This is a genomic window from Sphingomonas sp. BGYR3 (genome assembly GCF_025153455.1).
Lineage (GTDB): Bacteria > Pseudomonadota > Alphaproteobacteria > Sphingomonadales > Sphingomonadaceae > Sphingomonas.
Window position 1 is genome coordinate 1081844 of sequence record NZ_JANZNT010000001.1, and the last position, 19639, is coordinate 1101482.

The 19639-nt window shown below is 67.1% G+C and carries 19 protein-coding genes; 14 read left to right on the plus strand and 5 right to left on the minus strand.

The annotated features are described in order from the left end of the window. Positions 1-11 precede the first annotated feature (11 nt). Positions 12-1466 carry an exodeoxyribonuclease VII large subunit gene (gene xseA / locus NYR55_RS04905; protein ID WP_260020098.1) on the minus strand — a complete coding sequence of 485 codons (1455 nt, stop codon included), beginning with the start codon at positions 1464-1466 and terminating at the stop codon, positions 12-14. On the opposite strand from xseA, the gene purD reads away from it, so the two are divergent. From purD to NYR55_RS04950, 9 genes are all read left to right on the plus strand, one after another. Next, a complete protein-coding gene (purD, locus tag NYR55_RS04910; protein WP_260020099.1) occupies positions 1465-2730 on the plus strand; it encodes a phosphoribosylamine--glycine ligase in 1266 nt (421 codons plus the stop codon). The genes xseA and purD overlap by 2 nt on opposite strands. A 48-nt stretch (positions 2731-2778) precedes the next feature. Beyond that, positions 2779-3666: a TraB/GumN family protein gene (locus tag NYR55_RS04915; RefSeq protein WP_260020100.1), complete on the plus strand. Its 888-nt coding sequence runs from the start codon at positions 2779-2781 to the stop codon at positions 3664-3666. A gap of 128 nt (positions 3667-3794) precedes the next feature. Beyond that, on the plus strand, positions 3795-4448 hold the full coding sequence (locus NYR55_RS04920; protein ID WP_260020101.1) for a 50S ribosomal protein L25/general stress protein Ctc: 654 nt from the start codon (positions 3795-3797) through the stop codon (positions 4446-4448). A gap of 62 nt (positions 4449-4510) precedes the next feature. Then, the gene (pth, locus tag NYR55_RS04925; protein ID WP_260020102.1) at positions 4511-5080 is read left to right on the plus strand and encodes an aminoacyl-tRNA hydrolase; all 570 of its coding nucleotides are present in this window, start codon (positions 4511-4513) and stop codon (positions 5078-5080) included. A gap of 57 nt (positions 5081-5137) precedes the next feature. Continuing rightward, positions 5138-6169, plus strand: a complete 1032-nt coding sequence (locus NYR55_RS04930) for a glycoside hydrolase family 26 protein (protein ID WP_260020103.1) — start codon at positions 5138-5140, stop codon at positions 6167-6169. A 1-nt stretch (position 6170) separates the two neighbouring features. After that, positions 6171-6776: a TIGR02466 family protein gene (locus NYR55_RS04935; protein WP_260020104.1), complete on the plus strand. Its 606-nt coding sequence runs from the start codon at positions 6171-6173 to the stop codon at positions 6774-6776. Between the two features lie 74 nt (positions 6777-6850). Further along, entirely contained in the window at positions 6851-7951 is a 1101-nt protein-coding gene (gene ychF / locus NYR55_RS04940) for a redox-regulated ATPase YchF (protein ID WP_260020105.1), read from the plus strand. Between the two features lie 55 nt (positions 7952-8006). Further along, positions 8007-8357, plus strand: coding sequence for a hypothetical protein (locus NYR55_RS04945; protein WP_260020106.1), 351 nt, complete (start codon positions 8007-8009; stop codon positions 8355-8357). A 54-nt stretch (positions 8358-8411) separates the two neighbouring features. Then, a complete protein-coding gene (locus tag NYR55_RS04950; RefSeq protein WP_260020107.1) occupies positions 8412-9761 on the plus strand; it encodes a hypothetical protein in 1350 nt (449 codons plus the stop codon). Between the two features lie 3 nt (positions 9762-9764). Here NYR55_RS04950 and NYR55_RS04955 read toward each other — a convergent pair whose 3' ends face one another. Together NYR55_RS04955 and NYR55_RS04960 are read right to left on the minus strand one after the other, a co-directional pair. Further along, a complete protein-coding gene (locus NYR55_RS04955) occupies positions 9765-10790 on the minus strand; it encodes a glycosyltransferase family 1 protein (RefSeq protein WP_260020108.1) in 1026 nt (341 codons plus the stop codon). Between the two features lie 5 nt (positions 10791-10795). Further along, entirely contained in the window at positions 10796-11683 is an 888-nt protein-coding gene (locus tag NYR55_RS04960) for a UDP-2,3-diacylglucosamine diphosphatase (protein ID WP_260020109.1), read from the minus strand. Between the two features lie 171 nt (positions 11684-11854). On the opposite strand from NYR55_RS04960, the gene NYR55_RS04965 reads away from it, so the two are divergent. Genes NYR55_RS04965 through pheT form a run of 3 tightly spaced genes read left to right on the plus strand, consistent with a single transcriptional unit; the run spans position 11855 to position 15977 of the window. Next, positions 11855-12475, plus strand: a complete 621-nt coding sequence (locus NYR55_RS04965; RefSeq protein WP_260020110.1) for a LysE family translocator — start codon at positions 11855-11857, stop codon at positions 12473-12475. 44 nt (positions 12476-12519) lie between these two features. Further along, the gene (gene pheS, locus NYR55_RS04970; protein ID WP_260020111.1) at positions 12520-13608 is read left to right on the plus strand and encodes a phenylalanine--tRNA ligase subunit alpha; all 1089 of its coding nucleotides are present in this window, start codon (positions 12520-12522) and stop codon (positions 13606-13608) included. Further along, positions 13605-15977 (plus strand): phenylalanine--tRNA ligase subunit beta, encoded by a 2373-nt coding sequence (gene pheT, locus NYR55_RS04975; protein WP_260020112.1) that lies wholly within the window; start codon positions 13605-13607, stop codon positions 15975-15977. Before pheS ends, pheT begins: the two co-directional genes overlap by 4 nt. A 31-nt stretch (positions 15978-16008) precedes the next feature. On the opposite strand, the gene NYR55_RS04980 is transcribed toward pheT, so the two are convergent. Next, positions 16009-16851 (minus strand): dienelactone hydrolase family protein, encoded by an 843-nt coding sequence (locus tag NYR55_RS04980; RefSeq protein WP_260020113.1) that lies wholly within the window; start codon positions 16849-16851, stop codon positions 16009-16011. A 110-nt stretch (positions 16852-16961) separates the two neighbouring features. On the opposite strand from NYR55_RS04980, the gene NYR55_RS04985 reads away from it, so the two are divergent. Both NYR55_RS04985 and NYR55_RS04990 read left to right on the plus strand, forming a co-directional pair. Further along, positions 16962-17714, plus strand: coding sequence for an SDR family NAD(P)-dependent oxidoreductase (locus tag NYR55_RS04985; protein ID WP_260020114.1), 753 nt, complete (start codon positions 16962-16964; stop codon positions 17712-17714). A 100-nt stretch (positions 17715-17814) separates the two neighbouring features. Beyond that, complete coding sequence (locus tag NYR55_RS04990) at positions 17815-18690, plus strand: aldose 1-epimerase family protein (protein ID WP_260020115.1); 876 nt, start codon at positions 17815-17817, stop codon at positions 18688-18690. A gap of 63 nt (positions 18691-18753) precedes the next feature. Here NYR55_RS04990 and NYR55_RS04995 read toward each other — a convergent pair whose 3' ends face one another. Further along, entirely contained in the window at positions 18754-19584 is an 831-nt protein-coding gene (locus NYR55_RS04995) for an alpha/beta hydrolase (protein ID WP_260020116.1), read from the minus strand. Between the last annotated feature and the right edge of the window lie 55 nt (positions 19585-19639).

A 19639-nucleotide genomic window follows, 5' to 3' on the forward strand; every position in this document is an offset into this window, starting at 1 on the left:
CTGATCGGCGGTCACAACAGGCTGGGCTGTTCGGGCTTTGCATCAGGATAGGGCTTGCCGCCGCCGCGCTCAACCCGCGCATCGACATCGCCGTCGCCGAAATGCAGCACCAGTGCGCCCGCCGCCCGGGCGGCCTCTGCCGTCACCACCGGTTTGTCGCCGATCCGGGCGCTGACGCGGACATAGCCTTTTTTCAGCAGGTTGTCGGGATTTGCCGCATCCAGCAGGCGCGACAGGGCGTCCAGCCGCTGGCGGTCGGCGGCAATGCGCCGTTCGATCACCTGCGGCGTCATGCGGCGGGACAGCGCGTCCAGCCGCTCGCCTGCCAGCGTCGCCTTGCGCGCCAGCACGTCCGGGCGCAGCCGCGCGTCGAACTGATCCAGCCGCCGCCGGGCCAGCGCGATCCGCCGTTCCAGCCCCAGCCCCAGCCGCTGCCCCGCCTCGTCCAGCCGCTGGCGCTGCGGGCTCAGCAGCAGGTCGGGCCTGGGCATCAATCGCGCGATGGCCGCCAGTCGCTCGCCCGCCCGCTCGGCATAGCGCCGCGCCAGCCGCTCCGCCCGCGCGCCCAGGCCGTCGACGGTCAACCGCACCTCGGCCCGCACCGGCACCGCCATTTCGGCGGCGGCCGTGGGCGTGGGCGCGCGCCGGTCGGCCGCGTAATCGGCCAGCGTCGTATCGGTTTCATGCCCCACGGCGGAAATAACGGGTATCGAACATTCCGCGATGGCGCGCACCACCGGCTCCTCGTTGAACGCCCACAGATCCTCGATCGACCCGCCGCCGCGCGCGACGATCAACAGGTCGGGGCGCGGCACCGGCCCGCCGGGCGTCAGCGCGTCGAACCCCCGGATCGCGGCTGCCACCTGTCGCGCCGCGCCATCGCCCTGCACCAGCACGGGCCAGACGACGACATGGCTGGGCCAGCGATCCGCCAGCCGGTGCAGGATATCGCGGATCACTGCGCCGGTGGGCGATGTGACGACCCCGATCACGCCGGGCAGATAGGGCATGGGCGCCCGCGCCTTGCCCTTGGCGAACAGGCCCTCCGCCTCGAACCGCGCCTTGTTCCGCTCCAGCAGCGCCATCAGCGCGCCCTCGCCCGCCAGTTCCAGCCGGTCGATCACGATCTGGTATTTCGACCGCCCCGGATAGGTCGTGATCTTGCCGGTCGCGACTACCTCCAGACCATCCTGCGGCACGAACGGGATGGCCGCCGCCGCCCCTTTCCAGATCACGGCATCGATGACGGCATTCTCGTCCTTCAGCGCCAGATAGACATGGCCCGACGCCGCCCGCTTGTAGCCGGAGATTTCGCCGCGCAGCCGCACCTGCCCGAACTCGCGCTCCACCATCCGCTTCAGCCGGCCCGACAGTTCGGACACGCTTTCGGGCGCAGCGTTGTCGCCGGGGGTGCTTTGGGCTAGCAGCCGCCCGGATTGGGATTCATCGGAAAAGGGATCGGGCATGAACGTCCTGCTGGTCGGCTCTGGGGGGCGGGAACACGCGCTGGCGTGGAAACTCGCCCAGTCGCCATCCTTATCGACGCTTTATGCGGCGCCCGGCAACCCCGGCATTGCCGATCATGCGACCTGCGTCGCGCTGAACGTCGCCGATCATGCCGCCGTCATCGCATTCTGTGCGCAGCACGCCATCACGTTCGTGGTCATCGGGCCGGAAGCGCCGCTGGTCGACGGTCTGGGCGATGCCCTGCGCGCGACGGAGATTGGCGTGTTTGGCCCGGATGCCGCCGCAGCGCAGCTTGAGGGGTCAAAGGGATTTACCAAGGATCTGTGCGCCCGCGCGGATATCCCGACCGCTGGCTATGTCCGCGTGACGTCGCTCGACGCCGCCCGCGCAGCGCTGGCGGATTTCGGCCTGCCCGTGGTGATCAAGGCGGACGGCCTGGCCGCGGGCAAGGGCGTGACCATTGCAGAGACGGCGGCGGATGCGGACGCGGCGCTGACCGCCCTGTTCGCCGAACCGGGCGGCGAGGCGGTGATCGAACAGTTCCTGACGGGAGAGGAAGCCAGCCTGTTCGTGCTGACCGACGGCACCGCCATCCTGCCGATCGGATCGGCACAGGATCACAAGCGGGTCGGCGATGGCGACGCCGGCCCCAATACCGGCGGCATGGGCGCATACAGCCCCGCCCGCGTGCTGACGGCGGAGCTGGAGGCGCTGGCCATCGACCGCATCGTCCGGCCGACCGTGGCGGCGATGGCGGCGGACGGCGTGCCGTTCAAGGGCGTGCTCTATGCCGGGCTGATGCTGACCGACACCGGCCCGCAGCTGATCGAATACAACGCCCGTTTCGGCGACCCGGAATGTCAGGTGCTGATGATGCGCCTCGAATCGGATCTGCTCGACCTGATGATCGCCACCGATCGCGGCACGCTGGGCGATCTGCCCCCCGCCCGGTTCAGCGACCGCACGGCGCTGACCGTCGTGATGGCCGCCAATGGCTATCCCGGCACCCCGGAAGAGGGCGGCCGCATTACGGGCGTGGACGCGGCCGAGGCACAGGGGACCAAGGTATTCCACGCCGGCACCGCGATGACCGATGACGGGCTGGTCGCCAATGGCGGCCGCGTCCTTGCCGTCACCGCGCTTGGCACCACCGTGGCCGAGGCGCAGGCCACCGCCTATCGCGGCGTCGACGCGCTCAATTTCCCCAGCGGCTTTGCCCGCCGCGACATCGGCTGGCGCGAGATTGCACGGGAGGGGCGCTGACCTGCAGCACCTCGACTTTGCCGGTCGTGCGCGGATAGGATGAGCGCCATGCCGCTGCCCAAGCTCTTTTTGCTGTTCGCGGCCTTTGCGCTGGCGGGACCGGCGGTTCAGGTGCCCCAGCGCGACGTCGATCCGCCCGTCTGGGTCGTGCGCGATGCCGATACGACAATCTATCTGTTCGGCACGGTTCATTGGCTGAAACCCGAACTCGCCTGGTTCAATGACGAGGTGGCGGCGGCGTTCAATGCGTCGGACGAGGTGGTGATGGAACTGGCACCGGGCGCGCAGGCGGCGGCGCGCGGCGATTTCCAGCGGCTCAGCACCCTGCCCGACGGCACCCCCGCCCTGCCCGACCGGCTGCCCCCCGGCTATGCCGACAAATTGCGGGCCGCGCTGAGGCGGGTCGGCTATCCCGAAACCGCGTTCGACCGCACCGCGCCATGGCTGGCGGCGACCAGCCTGTCGGTGCTGCCGCTGCGCGAGCTTGGCTATGACGAGGCGCTGGGCGTCGAGCGCGTGCTGGTCCGCGCCGCCGAGCGCGCGGGAAAGCCGGTCGGCGGGCTGGAACAGCCAACAGACCAGTACGCCATCTTTGCCGGATTGAGCGAGGCGGACCAGATCGCGATGCTCACCCGCATCCTCGACAATCAGGCGACCGTGCATCAGGGGACGGAACGCGCCGTCGCCGCCTGGTCCAGCGCGGATACCGCTGACATGGCCGCCGTGCTTGCCGAGGATCAGGCGAAATCGCCGCGCGCGCTGACCGATCCGCTGGTCACCGCGCGCAACCGCCGCTGGGCCGAATGGGTCCGCGCGCGGATGAACCGGCCGGGCATTGTGTTCATGGCGGTCGGCTCCGGCCATCTTGCCGGGCCGGGCAGCGTGCAGGCGGAACTGGAGCGATCGGGGCTGAAGGTCGATCGGCTTCGCCCCTGACGCCCCTGCCCTAGCTTGCCTTCATGCCCGCTTTCCGCTAACGGCCCGCGCTTGCCGCGTGCAGGGTCATCCCTGGAGGCCTGCCCGGTGAAACTGGACTGAACTTCTAGCGCAAACGGAGACGACATATGAGCGACGTGCTCAACCTGTCGGCCGAGACGCGCGAGCGGGTTGGCAAGGGAGCCTCCCGCGCGCTTCGTCGTGAAGGCCGCGTGCCCGCCGTGATCTACGGCAACAAGCAAGAACCCACCGCGATCAGCCTGAATGAGCGCGAGCTGATGAAGGCGCTGATGACCGGCCACTTCATGAACTCGGTCATCATGGTCGATGTCGGTGGCAAGGCGGTTCGCACGCTGGCCAAGGACGTGACGCTCGACGTGGTGACGGATCGCCCCGTCCATGTCGATTTCCTGCGCATTTCCAAGCACGCGACCGTGACCGTCGCCGTTCCGGTGACCTTCACCGACGAAGAACTGGCCCCCGGCATCAAGAAGGGCGGCGTTCTGAACGTCGTTCGTCACGAGCTGGAACTGGTCGTCGACGCTTCCGAAATCCCGGAAAGCATCGAAGTGTCGCTGAAGGGCCTGGACGTGGGCGAATCGCTCCACTTCTCTGCCATCACGCTGCCCAAGGGCGCGGAAAGCGCGATCACCGACCGCGATTTCACCATCGCCACCATCGCTGCGCCGACCGCCCTGGTCGACGAGCAGGAAGAAGCTGCCGCGGAAGCGGAAGCCGGCGATGATGCCGACGCCAAGGACGAAGCGTCCGACGCCGAATAAGGCAAACCGTTACCCCGGCGAAGGCATTGGCTTTCGCCGGGATGACGTGACGGAGCGACCTGATGCAGCTGTGGGTCGGCCTGGGCAATCCGGGCGCTCAATATGCAATGCACCGGCACAATGTCGGGTTCATGGCGATGGATGCCATTGCCGAAGTGCATGGCTTTGGCCCGCCGCGCCAGCAATTCCGGGGCTGGACGCAGGAAGGGCGGATCGGCAGCGACAAGCTGATCCTTCTGAAACCCGGTACCTTCATGAACGAAAGCGGCCGTGCGGTCCGCGCGGCGCTGGATTTCTACAAGCTCGCGCCGGGCGACGTGACCCTTTTCCACGACGAACTCGACCTCGCGCCGTTCAAGGTCAAGGTAAAGATCGGCGGCGGCACTGCCGGGCATAATGGCCTGCGGTCCACCGACCAGCATATCGGCCCGGATTTCCGGCGCGTCCGCATCGGCATCGGCCATCCGGGGCACAAGGACCGCGTGACCGGCCATGTCCTTGGCAATTACGCGAAGGCGGAGATCGAGCCGCTGTCCGACATGCTTGGCGCCATCGCGGCAGAGGCGCCGTGGCTGGCCGCACGGGACGACGTCCGGTTCATGAACGATGTCGCGCTGCGGCTTCAGCCCTGATCGATGGAACGCCGGCCGCTCGACTTCGCGCGGCGCGACCGGCATGACGGTGAAACGATGACTGATCCTTCACGCCTGCTGCCCACGCGCCGCGACCTGCTGGCGGGCACCGCCACCGCCGCGGCGATGCTGGCCCTGCCCGCCGCCCCCCTTGCCGCACAGGAACCGGCGGCGGCGACATTGTGCAATCCGGCCGCCACGCCCCGCGCCCGCGCCGTCTATGCCTATCTCTGGTCGATCTATGGCAAGCGGACGCTGACCGGACAGCAGGAAAGCTTCTGGCTGCCCGAAGGGCCGACCTTCGAACTCGATTATCTGCGCCGCACGACGGGGCAACTGCCCGCGATCCTGGGCCTCGACTATATCGAGCCGGCGGACTTCGCCAATGTGAACGACCGCGCGACCCGCTGGTTCGATGGCGGCGGCCTGCCCAGCATCTGCTGGCACTGGGGCGCGCCCGATCAGGGCACCGGATACGACAATTCGAAAAAGCCGTTCGACCTGCCCGCCGCGATGCGCGCCGGCACTCCCCAGAACCGGGCGATGATGCGCGACATCGATCAGATCGCGGATCAGCTGACCGTGCTGCGCGATCGCAACATCCCCGTGCTGTGGCGGCCGCTGCACGAATTTTCGGGCGACTGGTTCTGGTGGGGCAAATGGGGCCCGGCGCGGTTCCGCGCGCTGTGGGCGCTGATCTTTGACCATTTCACGCGGGTTCGCGGGCTGAACAACCTGATCTGGGTGCTGGGCTATGCGGGCCAGAATATCGATCCGGCTTATTACCCCGGCCGGTCGATGGTCGATATCGCCGGGGCCGACCTGTATGTCGATCATCACGGCCCGCTGGCCGATATGTTCGGCGCGGTACAGGCGATCGTGGGGACCAGCGTGCCGATCTGCCTGCACGAAAACGGGCCGGTTCCCGATCCCGCCGGGCTGGGTCCACAGGCCGACTGGCTCTGGTTCCTCACCTGGCACACCCGCTGGCTGACCGGACCGGACCAGAACACGGCCGAGGGGCTGAGGGCCGCCTACGCGTCCGACCGCTATGTCACCCTCTCCGAACTGCCGGACCTGAAGGGCTGACATGCCGAGCCGCAGCCTGTTCGCGACCCGTTTCTATGAAGGCACGCTGGCCGATGCCGCGCTGCTTGCCGACCTGGAGGACAGCGCGCTGACCCTGGCGGCGGAGGACCGGGCGGGTCAGCGGTGGAGCCGGGACCATGGCTATCGCGGCTATACCAGCTATGCCTCATTGAACGATCTGCCGCTGCGCGATCCGGCGATCGCCGATCTGGTTCGCCACCTCAATCGCCACGTCGCCGCCTTTGCCGCCGACTGCGCGTTCGACCTTGGCGGCAAGCGGCTGAGGCTCGACAGCCTGTGGGTTAATGTGATGAAGCCAGGCGCAACGCATAGCGGCCATATCCACCCGCACAGCGTCGTCAGCGGCACCGTCTATATCGCCGTGCCGCCGGGTGCGGGCGCGCTGAAGCTTGAGGATCCGCGCCTTGGCCTGATGATGGCCGCGCCGACCCGTACGGCCGATGCCGAAGAGGCGCTGCAACCCTTTGTCTATGCCCAGCCCCGCGCCGGGACGGTGTTCCTGTGGGAAAGCTGGCTGCGGCACGAGGTGATGCCCCATGCGGGCAAGGGCGAGCGGATCAGCATCAGCTTCAACTATCGCCGCTGATCCCGCCCCTTCCCTTCCCGACCCATGCAGCTTAAGGGCGCGGGCCAGATTTCCTTTCTTTTCCGGAGTACCCCATGGGCTTTCGCTGCGGCATTGTCGGCCTTCCCAATGTCGGCAAATCCACGCTGTTCAATGCGCTGACCGAAACGGCGGCGGCACAGGCGGCGAATTACCCGTTCTGCACGATCGAGCCGAATGTCGGCAATGTCGCGGTGCCGGACGAACGGCTTCAGAAACTGGCCGCCATCGCCAGTTCGGCCAAGATTATCGAAACGCAGCTCGGTTTTGTCGACATTGCGGGCCTGGTCCGCGGGGCAAGCAAGGGCGAGGGGCTGGGCAACCAGTTCCTGGGCAATATCCGCGAGGTGGACGCAATCGTCCATGTCCTTCGCTGTTTCGAAAATGACGATATCCAGCATGTCGACAACCGGGTCGATCCGATCGCGGATGCCGAAACGGTGGAAACCGAACTGATGCTGGCCGATCTGGAATCCCTCGAAAAGCGCGTGCCGAATTTTCAGAAAAAGGCGGCGCAGGGCGACAAGGAGGCAAAGGTCGCGGCATCCGTGCTGGGCCAGGCGCTGGACCTGCTGCGCGATGGCAAGCCCGCCCGGCTGACCCAGCCCAAGGATGCGGACGAGGCGCGCGTGTTCGCGCAGGCCCAGCTGTTGACCGCCAAGCCTGTCCTCTATGTCTGCAACGTCAATGAAGAGGATGCAGCCGACGGCAACGCCCTGTCGGCCAAGGTGTTCGAAAAGGCGAAGGCAGAGGGCGCAGAGGCGGTCGTCGTTTCCGCCGCGATCGAGGCGGATATCGCCACCATGCCGGCCGAGGACCGCGCCGAGTTTCTGGCCGAGCTGGGCCTGACTGAAACCGGCCTCGCCCGCGTGATCCGCGCTGGATACAGCCTGCTCCACCTGCTGACCTTCTTTACCGTGGGGCCAAAGGAAGCGCGCGCCTGGACCGTCGAGGCGGGGGCAAAGGCTCCGCAGGCCGCAGGCGCGATCCACACCGATTTCGAACGCGGCTTCATCCGCGCCGAAACCATCGCGTTTGAAGACTATATCCAGTTCAAGGGCGAGGCAGGGGCGCGCGATGCCGGCAAGCTGCGCGCCGAGGGCAAGGAATATGTCGTCAAGGACGGCGACGTGATGCTGTTCCGCTTCAACGTCTAGGCTTATCGGGCGGCACCCCATTTCAATGCGGTGCCACCTGCTCTAGAATGCATCCATGCTCGCCCGGCTGTTCCTTGCCCTGATCCTGGCCGCGCTGTCGCTGCCACAGGCCGCGATGGCCTGTCATCAGCCGCGGGTGGAACCGGCCGCAGCAACCGCCGCCGCGCACGCCATGCCCATGGCGGATGACTGTCACCGGACGGCCCGCACCCCGGCACCGGACCAACCGCAACCGGACCGCGCGCCGGACCTGTGCATGGGCTGCGTCGCGCCGGCGACGATCCGCCCGGTCATCCTTGCCCAGCCGCTGCCGCTGCGCGCCCTGCCCGCCCGGCCGATTGCCCGGGACGGCCGGCATCTGCCGATCGCCAGCCCCGCCACGCCCCCTCCGCGCCCGACCGTCTGAACCCCATGGCGGGCCATGCCGCCCGCATCAGTTCGGACAAGCGGAGTATAGAGAATGAAGATTACCCTGTTCGCGGCGGTTGCCGCGAGCGCGCTGTTGCCCATGCCGGCAATGGCGCAGGACCAGATGGATCATGGCCAGCACGGCCAGCACCAGCCATCCCCGACACCAGCACCAGCGCCAGCGCCAGCATCCCCGGATCACGCCGCCATGGATCATTCTGCCATGGATCACGGCGCGATGGACCATGGCGGCCATGCCATGCACCCGGCCATGATGAACGCCGGATCGGGCACCGCCCGGCTGCCCGATGCAGAGCCGATGCGGGCGATCCACGCACAGGCCGGTGGCTGGGGCGTGATGATCCATGGCTTTGTCTTTGGCGCAGTGACCGACCAGTCCGGCCCGCGCGGCGATAGCCAGCTCTATGCCCCCAGCATGGCCATGCTGATGGCCGATCGCGCGCTGAATGGCCGGACGCAGCTTCAGCTGAGGCTGGGCATGAGCGCCGATCCGACCATGGGCGCGCGCGGCTATCCCAATTTGTTCACCACGGGCGAGACGGCGAATGGCGAGGCGCTGATCGACCGTCAGCATCCGCACGACCTGTTCATGGAACTGGCCGCGCGGGTCGATGTCGCGCTGGGCGAGACGAACGACACCCGCCTGTTCGTCTATGGCGGCCCGGTCGGCGAACCGGCGCTGGGGCCGAGTGCCTTCATGCACCGGCGGTCGGCGCAGTATCTGGCGCTGGGACCGATCACCCATCACTGGTTCGATTCCACGCACATCGCCTATGGCGTCGTCACCGGCGGCATCGCTGCCAAGCGGTTTCAGGTGGAGGCATCGGCGTTTCGCGGGCGCGAACCGGACGAGGAACGCTGGGGCATCGAAACGCCTGCACTGGACAGCTGGTCCGTCCGGGCCACCTGGGTGCCGAACGACCACTGGGCGGCACAGGTCAGTTTCGGGCGGCTGAAGGCACCGGAGGCGCTGCACCCGGATGAGGATGAGGCGCGGACCACGGCCAGCGTCCACTATGCGACGCGGAACGTGAACGCGACCCTAGCCTTTTCATCCAAAAACCGCCTGCCCGGCCCGGTGCTGACCGCCTGGCTGGCAGAGGCGAACTGGAACCTGACCCCGCGTCACAGCCTGTTCGGGCGGTACGAAAATGTCGCCAATGACGAACTGTTTCCCGAAGGGGACCCGCTGCACGGCCGGCCGTTCCGCGTCGCCAAGCTGGAGAGCGGCTATGCCCACCGCATCCTGCTGACCCGCGATGTCGAACTGGCGATGGGCGGATCGGTCGCGACCTATTTCAAGCCCGATGCGCTCGATACCGCCTATGGCCGCGATCCATTGGCGCTGACCGGGTTCCTGAAACTGACCGTCGGTCAGTAACGCTCAGGCCGCCCGGCGGAACACGCTGTCGAACGGGACGAGCGCGTCCAGAAACTGCGCCGCGCTCGCCTCCCACGTAAAGCCCTGACCATAAGCGGCGCAGGCGGCCCGGTCGCGGGTCAGCGCGGCGGCGATGGCCGCGGTCAGGTCCTCGTCCAGCGCGCCGACCTCTGGCGTCACCACGTCGATGGGTCCGGTCACCGGATAGGCCGCGACGGGAACGCCGCAGGCCAGCGCCTCGATCATCACTAGGCCGAACGTGTCCGTCTTGCTGGGGAAAACGAAGACATCGGCCGCGCTGTAGCATTGCGCCAGTTCCGCGCCGAACCGCGGGCCCAGGAACAGCGCGTCGGGATAGGCCGCCTCCAGCGACGCGCGCGCCGGCCCATCGCCGACCACCACCTTGCTGCCCGGATGGGTGGATTTCAGGAACGCCTCAAGATTCTTTTCGATGGCGACGCGCCCGACATACAGCTGCACCGGGCCGGGCAGCGCGGCCATGTCGGGATGCGGGGCGATGCCCGGCCGGAAATTGGTCAGGTCGACGCCCCGGCCCCAATGGCGCACCTTGGTCAGGCCATGGTCGTTCAGCGTCTGGCGGATGCTGGGCGTCGATGCCAGCACCGCCTGCGCCGGCAGGTGGAACCAGCGGATATAGCGCCAGATCAGCTCGGCCGGGATCCCCGTGCGTGCCGACACATAGTCCGGAAACTGGGTGTGATAGGCGGTGGTGAACGGAAAATCCCCGCGCAGGCACCATCGCCGCGCGGCAAGGCACAACGGCCCCTCGGTCGCCAGGTGGATGGCATCGGGGCGAAACGCCTCCAGCATCGCACCGATGGTCGCGGTGCGCGCCATTGCCAGCCGGATTTCGGGATAGGTGGGGCACGGCACGGAATAGAACCGGTCGGGAGAGATCACCATCACCTGATGCCCCTGCCCCTCCAGCACGCGGCGGACGGATTGCAGGGTGCGGACCACGCCATTGACCTGAGGTTCCCAGGCATCGGTGACAAGCGCGATCCGCATCGGCCTCATGCCGCCGCCAGCGTTTCCACCATGGGCGGCGGCACACCGTCGCGCAGCGCCATTTCGTCGGCCCAGTGCAGGATTTCCATGCGGCCGTCGAAATGTTCCACCAGCGCGGTGCACCCTTCCACCCAGTCTCCGTCGTTATAATATTCGATGCCGTCGATCATGCGCGCATCGGCGGTATGGATATGACCGGCGATGACGCCGTCGACGCCCCGCGTTCCGGCCTCTCGCGCCACGATCTCCTCGAAGTTCGAAATGAACTCCACCGCGTTCTTCACCTTCTTCTTCGCGTGCTTCGACAACGACCAGTAAGGCAGATTGGCCCAGCGCCGATAAGTGTTCACCCAGCGGTTCAGGGCCATCATGAATGTATAGGCCGCATCGCCCAGATGCGCCAGCCAGCGGTGGGACAGGGTGATCGCGTCGAATTCATCGCCATGCAGCACCAACAACCGACGCCCGTCTGCGGTTTCATGGATCGCCTGCCGCTTGATCTCGACCCCGCCGAAATTCAGGCCAGTGAATTGGCGGAACATTTCGTCGTGATTGCCGGGGACATAGACGATGCGCGTGCCGCGCCGCGCGCGTTTCAGGATGCGCCAGACGATGTCATTGTGCGCGGCGGGCCAGTAGAACTTCTTTTTCAGCCGCCAGCCATCGATGATGTCGCCAACCAGATACATGGTCTCGCTGTCGACATGATCCAGGAAATCGATCAGCATTTCCGCGTTGCAGCCGCGCGTGCCCAGATGGACGTCGCTGATCCACACCGTGCGATATTGCCGCCGCTGCGTCACAGCCTTTTCGGGGATGCTGGGCGCTGACCGCGTGAAATCCGCCAGGTCGTTGATGTCCGCGCCGAACGGTAATCTGGTGATGGTCGCCATCGGGTGCCGCCTTCTTGGATCAGCCTGTCGATGCCCCGCCAATGCCCCGCAAATGTTACATCTGGAATCGCGCCGGAGTCGCCAAACCGTCACATTTCCGCCCCTTCCGGACGGCTGGCGCATGGGGGCGGGCCGTGCGATAGCGGCCGCTTCAGCCAAGGGGGCCGTGCAATGTCCATCCAGACCTGGTGGCTTTATGTCACCGCCGTGTTCCTGATTTCGGCAACGCCGGGACCGAACATGCTGCACGTGATGGCGCAGAGCATCCGCCACGGCGTTGCCCGGTCGACCATTTCCATGGCCGGCCTGATGCTGGCGAACATCATCTGCCTGCTTGCCTCGGCCGCCGGCCTTGGCGCCCTGCTGCGCGCCTCGCCCATGCTGTATGAGGCGATGAAGCTGATCGGCGTCGCCTATCTCGTCTGGCTGGGCATCAAGGCGTGGCGCGCACCGGTGGAGGCCGGGGCGGCAGACACGCCGCGCACCGGCGGATCGGCGCGCAGCCTGTTCCTGACCGCGATGGGCACCGGCTTTTCCAATCCCAAGCTGATCGTCTTTGCCGCCGCGCTGTTTCCGCAGTTCATCGACACGGGCCGGCCCGTCGCGCCGCAGCTGGGCATCCTGATCGCCACCTTCACCGTGATCGAGGCGTTCTGGTTCACCACCTATGCGCTGGGCGGCCGGTCGCTGGCCCGATACCTGGCCCCGCCCGCGCGCCAGCGGTTGTTCAACCGGGCGACGGGCGGCATTTTCATGGCCTTCGGTCTGGCGCTGCTGGGCAGCCGGGTGTGATCCGGGCTTGACCTTTGCCTGCTTTGTCGGCTTCGACGCGGGGCATGAGCGATCTCGACCAACTCCGCGCCGACCTGATCCCGGCCATTGAACAGGCCCCCGCGCTGGACGCGCTGGAATCCATGCGCGTTTCGGCGCTTGGCAAGCAGGGCAGCATTACCGCGCTGCTCAAGACGCTGGGCGGCATGACGCCCGAACAGCGGACGAGCGAGGGGCCGCGCATCCATTCGCTGCGCGAGGCGGTGACCGACGCGATCGCCGCGCGCAAGGCGGTGCTGGAGGCGGACGCACTGGCGGCAAAGCTGGCGGCGGAACGCGTCGACCTGACCCTGCCCGCCGACATGCCCCCGCCGGGCGGCGTGCATCCGGTGGCGCAGGTGATGGACGAGCTGGCGGAGATTTTCGCCGATATGGGCTTTGCCGTCGCCACCGGGCCGGAGATCGAGGACGACTGGCACAATTTCACCGCGCTCAACATTCCGGAAACCCATCCGGCGCGGGCGATGCACGATACCTTTTACGTGGACGGCCCGGACGGCGAGCGTCGCGTGCTGCGCACCCATACCTCGCCGGTGCAGATCCGCACGATGACGTCGCAAAAGCCCCCCATCCGCATCATCGCGCCGGGCCGCGTCTATCGCAGTGACAGCGACGCCACCCACACGCCGATGTTCCATCAGATCGAGGGGCTGGTGATCGACAAGGGGATTACGCTGGCGCACCTGAAATGGACGCTGGAGACGTTCCTGAAGGCGTTTTTCGAACGCGACGACATCGTCCTGCGCCTGCGCCCCAGCTATTTCCCGTTCACCGAACCGGGGGTGGAGGTCGATGTCGGCTTCACCTGGATCAAGGGCAAGCGCGTGATCGGCGGCGACGGCAATGCGGCCGATGGCGGCTGGATGGAAGTGCTGGGCAGCGGCATGGTCCATGCCCGCGTGCTCGAAAATTGCGGGCTGGACCCCAATGAGTGGCAGGGCTTTGCCTTCGGCACCGGCGTCGACCGGCTGGCGATGCTGAAATACGGGATGGACGATCTGCGCGCCTTCTTCGACGGGGATATCCGCTGGCTGAAACACTATGGGTTCGGCGCGCTTGACGTGCCCACGCTGTCGGGGGGAGTGGGCGCATGAAGTTCACCCTTGGCTGGCTGAAAAGCCATCTCGACACCCCTGCCGATCTGCCCGCGATCCTCGATGCGCTGACCCGCATCGGGCTGGAGGTAGAGGGCGTGGACAATCCCGCCGACCGGTTCGCCGGCTTCACCGTCGCGCGCGTGCTGACCGCCGAACGTCACCCGCAGGCCGACAAGCTTCAGGTGCTGAACGTCGATACCGGCAGCGGCACCCCGCTTCAGGTGGTGTGCGGCGCGCCCAATGCCCGTGCGGGGCTGGTCGGCGTGCTGGGCCTGCCCGGCGCGGTCGTGCCGGTGAACGGCATGGAACTGAAGGTTTCCGCCATTCGCGGCGTCGAATCCAACGGCATGATGTGTTCGACGCGCGAGCTTGAGCTGGGCGAGGATCATGACGGCATCATCGAACTGCCCGACGATGCGCCGGTCGGCACGCCGTTCCCTGCCTATGCCGGGCTGGACGATCCGGTCATCGACGTGTCGATCACGCCGAACCGCCAGGATTGCATGGGCGTGCGCGGCATCGCCCGCGATCTGGCCGCGGCCGGCATCGGCACGCTGAAGCCGCTGGCGGACGTGTTCGGCTTTCCGGTCGAGCCGATGCCCGGCACCGGCCCCGCACCGGACGTGCGGACCGACGATCCCGCGGGCTGCCCCGCCTTTTATGCGCAAAGCGTCAGCGGCGTCGCCAATGGCGATGCGCCCGACTGGATCGCCCGCCGCCTGACCGCCATCGGACAGAAACCGATCAGCGCGCTCGTCGACATCACCAATTACGTGATGATCGACCTTGGCCGCCCGCTGCACGTCTATGACCGGGCAAAGCTGACCGGCGGCCTCGTCGCGCGCAAGGCGGCGGCCGGCGAACAGGTGCTGGCCCTGAATGGCAAGACCTATACGCTGGACGAAACCATGACCGTCATCGCCGACGATGTGGCGGTGCACGATATTGGCGGCGTGATGGGCGGCGAACATTCGGGCTGTTCGGAAACGACCACCGACGTGCTGATCGAATGCGCCTATTTCACGCCCGAACATATCGCGGTGACGGGTCAGAAACTCGCCCTGACGTCGGACGCGCGGCAGCGGTTCGAACGCGGCGTCGATCCGGCGTTCCTTGACGATGGCCTGGCCATCGCCACGCGGCTGGTCCTGTCCATCTGCGGCGGCGTCCCCAGCGCGATCACGCGCGCGGGCCAGCCGCCGCTGGAACCGCGCACCGTGGCGTTCCGCCCCGAATTGGCCGAAACGCTGGGCGGCCTGTCCGTCCCCGCCGATCGTCAGCGCGCGATCCTGGAACGGCTGGGCTTTGCGGTCGACGGCGATGTCGTCACCGTTCCCACCTGGCGGCGCGATGTCGATGGCCCGGCCGATCTGGTCGAGGAAGTCATCCGGATCGAGGGGATCGACAAGGTTCCGTCCACCCCCCTGCCCCGCACGCCCGGCGTCGCCACGCCCACCGCGACCCCGGCGCAAAAGCTGGAGCGCCGCCTGCGCCGCACGGCGGCTGCGCGCGGCCTGTCCGAAGCCGTCACCTGGAGCTTCATTGGCGAGGCGCAGGCAGCGGCATTCGGCGGCGGTGCATGGACCGTTGCCAATCCGATCGCGGCGGACATGAAGGTCATGCGCCCCTCGCTGCTGCCCGGCCTGTTCGGCGCGGCCGACCGCAATCTGCGGCGCGGGGCGACCAGCGTGCGATTGTTCGAAATCGGCCGCCGCTATCTGGCCAATGCAGAGCGCCCGACGCTGACCGTCCTGCTGGCGGGCGAGCGCACGCCGCGCGGCTGGACGACCGGCAAGGCGCAACCCTTTGGCCCGTTCGATGCCAAGGCGGAGGCACTGGCCCTGCTGGAGGCGGCAGGCGCACCGATCGCTAATCTTCAGGTGATGGGTGAAGCTGGCGATGCATGGCATCCCGGTCAGTCGGGCACGCTGCGCCTGGGGCCGAAAACCGTGCTGGCCGCATTCGGCATGATCCATCCCGCAACGCTGAAGGCGTTCGACCTCGATGGTGTGGCCGTGGCAGCGGTCGAGGTTTATCTCGACGCCATCCCGCCAAAGCGTGCATCGGGCTTTATGCGCCCTGCCTATGCGCCCCCGGCGCTTCAGGCGGTGACCCGCGATTTCGCGTTCCTGGTTCCCGCCGATCTGGTCGCGGGCGATCTGGTCCGCGCGATCCGGGGTGCGGACAAGGGCGCGATCACCGACGCGCGCCTGTTCGACCGGTTCGAAAAGGATGGTCAGCTCAGCCTGGCGGTCGAAGTGACGCTGCAACCGGGCGACAAGAGCTTCACCGATGCGGAGCTGAAGGCGATTGCCGACAAGGTCGTGGCGGCCGCGGCAAAGCTGGGCGCGACGCTGCGCGGCTGATCCGGGCGGATCAGCGGATGGACAGGCGGGGTCAGCAAAACCCCGTCTGGTTCAGCCATGCCGCGCACAGCCGGGGCCAGACCGCGACCGGCAGTCCGTCCGTATCCAGCGCAAAGCCGTGCGGTGCGTCGGCAAAGATGTGCAGTTCGGCATCGCGCCCGGCGGCTGCCATCGCGCCATGCAGCCGCCGCGCGTTTTCCACCGGAACCACCGGATCATTGCCCGAATAGACGATGAAACAGGGCGGCGGATCGGGCAGCAGCTGCGCATCGGGGGCCAGCGCATCGTACAGCGCCTGTTTCTCGGCCGGCGGCAATGGCGGCTTGTCCGGGATGATCGTCCGCCCCCGCGCATTGGTCGATATCGGGGCATAGCCGATGATCATGGCATCGGGCCGCGTCGGCTGATCGGCGTGCCGCGATGCCGGGGGCTGCCAGTCGGCGGGATAGGATGCGGCAAGGCACGCGGCCAGATGCCCGCCCGACGACAGGCCGACCACCCCGACGCCCCCGGGGACCGTCCCGCCCGCGCGAATGACGCGCATCGCCTCCATCGCATCGTCGACCGGTGCCTGCGGGCCACCGACGGCATCGGGAAAGCGGTGGATCAGCACATGGGCGGCATAGCCAAGTCCGGTCAGCCATCGGGCCACGGCCACGCCCTCCCGCTCCACCATCAGCGCGGTATAGCCGCCACCGCCCAGCACCAGCATGGCCCGGCCATTGGGATTGCGGGGCAAGTACGTCAGCAGCACCGGGCGGGCCACGGCAGTCACCACCGCCGGGCGCGTATCGGGGGCCAGCGAAAAGGCGCCCTCCACGGGCGCATCGGCCCACAGGGTGGTCGCATCATCGGCGTCGAACGGATGGGTCATGCCGACCGCCTATCATCCCGGCCGCCGCATCGCCAATCCCGCCAGCGGGCTTGACCGAATCGACCCGCGTCGAAAGGGAAGGGAACGGATCAAGCGAAAGGACCAGCTCCATGCCAACCGCCCTCATCACCGGCGCAACCGCCGGGTTCGGCGCGGCCGCCGCGCGCGCCTTTGTCAGTGCCGGATGGCAGGTAATCGGCACCGGTCGCCGGGCCGAACGGCTGGATGCGCTGAAGGCTGAACTGGGCGATGCGTTCCTGCCGCTGGCGTTCGACGTGCGGGACGAAGCGGCGCGCAATGCAGCGCTGGATGGCCTTCCCGCCGCGTTTGCGGGCATTGACCTGCTCATCAACAATGCCGGCCTGGCGCTGGGGACGGAGCCTGCGCAGCAGGCCAGCCTCGCCAACTGGCAGACGATGATCGACACCAACATCTCCGCCCTGGTCGCGATCACGCACAAGCTGTTGCCCGTGCTGATCGAACGGAAGGGCGCGATCATCAACCTGGGTTCGATTGCCGGCAACTATGCCTATCCCGGCGGCAACGTCTATGCCGCCAGCAAGGCGTTCGTGAACCACCTGTCCCACGTCCTTCGCGCCGACCTGAACGGCACGGGCGTCCGCGTGACGTGCATCGAACCGGGCATGGCGGAAACCGAATTCACGGTGGTGCGCACCGGCGGCAACCAGCAGGCGTCGGACAATCTCTATGCCGGCGTGAACCCGATCACGTCGGAGGATCTGGCCGACACCATGCTGTGGATCGCCACCCTGCCCCCGCACCTCAACATCAACCGCATTGAGATCATGCCGGTGCACCAAAGCTTTGCCGGCTTTGCCATCCATCGGGAGGGACAGGGATGACGCGCACCCTCACCCTTCCGGTGCCGTTGCGCCTCCCTCCCTCTCCCATTGGGAGAGGGAAGGGGCCCGCCGCCTACAGGCGGTGGGAAGGGTGAGGGTGATGCAGGACTGGCTGGCCATCGGCGGCGGCGCGCTGACCGCCCGGATCAATCCGTTCGGGGCGGAGCTGTCCTCCCTGACCGATGCCGATGGCCGCGAATGGATGACGGATGCGGACCCGGCATATTGGACCGGCCGCTCGCCATTGCTGTTCCCCATTGTCGGCGCGCTGAATGGCGGCGTCTATCGGCATGGCGGATCGGAATATGCCCTGGCCCAGCACGGCTTTGCCCGGCGGCGCGCCTTCGCGGTGATCGATCATGGCGGCAATCATGCCCGCTTCCGCCTTGTGGACGATGCGGACAGCCGGGCCGTCTATCCCTTTTCCTTCACGCTCGATGCCGAATACCGGATCGACGGCAATGCGCTGACCATCGCCTGCACCGCTGCCAATACGGGCGACACGCCGATGCCCGTCAGTTTCGGCTATCACCCGGCCTTCGCCTGGCCGCTGCCCGGCAATGTGGACAAGCAGGGGCATGTCATCGAATTCGACCAGCCCGAGCCTGCCCCGCTTGCCCGCGTATCGGGCGGCCTGATCGCCGGCCATGACCGGCCAAGCCCGCTGATCGGGGGCAACCGCCTGCCGCTGGACGACGCGCTGTTCGTTCAGGATGCGCTGGTCTGGGACGGACCGGCCAGCCGCGCCGTCACTTATCGCTCGCCCGGCGGTGCATCGCTCCGTATCGACTATGCCGATGCCGACAAGCTGGGCATCTGGACGAAACCCGGCTCGCGCTTCATCTGCATCGAACCCTGGTGGGGCATTGCCGATCCGGCAGGGTTTACCGGCGAGATCAGCCAAAAGCCGGGCATCCGGATCCTCGCACCGGGCGAGGCGCGCCGCTTCGCCATGACCATCACCGTCTTTGCCTGACCGCTGTTGACGGTTGGGGATCGCCCCCGCCCGTTGTGTCGGCAACCGGCGGGGGCGCATCGCTCATCCTTCGATAAATGCCAGCAGGTCGGCATTGATCACATCGGCATGGGTCGTCGCCATGCCATGCGGCAAACCGGGATAGACCTTTAGCGTGCCGTGCTTCAGCAGCTTGATTGCCTTCATTGCACTGTCGTGGATGGGCACGATCTGGTCGTCTTCGCCATGCATGACCAGCACCGGGATATCGAGCGCCTTCAGATCCTCGGTAAAGTCCGTCTCGCTGAATGCCTTGATGCAATCATAATGTGCCTTGGTGCCGCCCATCATCCCCTGCCGCCACCAATTATGGATCACGCCCTGATCCACCTTTGCCCCTTCGCGATTGAAGCCGAAGAACGGCCCGGTAGGGATGTCGAGGAAGAATTGGGCGCGATTGGCGACCAGAGCCTCGCGGAAGCCGTCGAACACCGACATCGGCAGGCCTTCCGGATTGTCCGGCGTCTGCACCATGATCGGCGGCACCGCACCGATCAGCACCGCCTTGGCCACCCGACCCGGTTCGGCCCGGGCGACATAATGCGCCACTTCGCCGCCGCCTGTCGAATGGCCGATATGGATGGCCCCTTTCAGGTCCAGCGCCGCCGCCAGCGCCTTCACGTCGGCGGCATAGGTGTCCATCTCGTTGCCCTGCCATGTCTGGGTCGATCGGCCATGCCCGCGCCGGTCATGCGCGATCACCCGGTACCCCTTGTGCAGGAAAAACAGCATCTGGTTGTCCCAGTCGTCGCTGCTGAGCGGCCAGCCATGATGGAACACCAATGGGGTCGCATCCCTTGGCCCCCAGTCCTTGTAGAAAATCTCGGTGCCGTCGTCGGTGGTGATGAATGGCATGATGCTGCTCCTTGTGCCTGAGCCTCAATGGCCGAGTCGCCGCCCGTCAGGATGC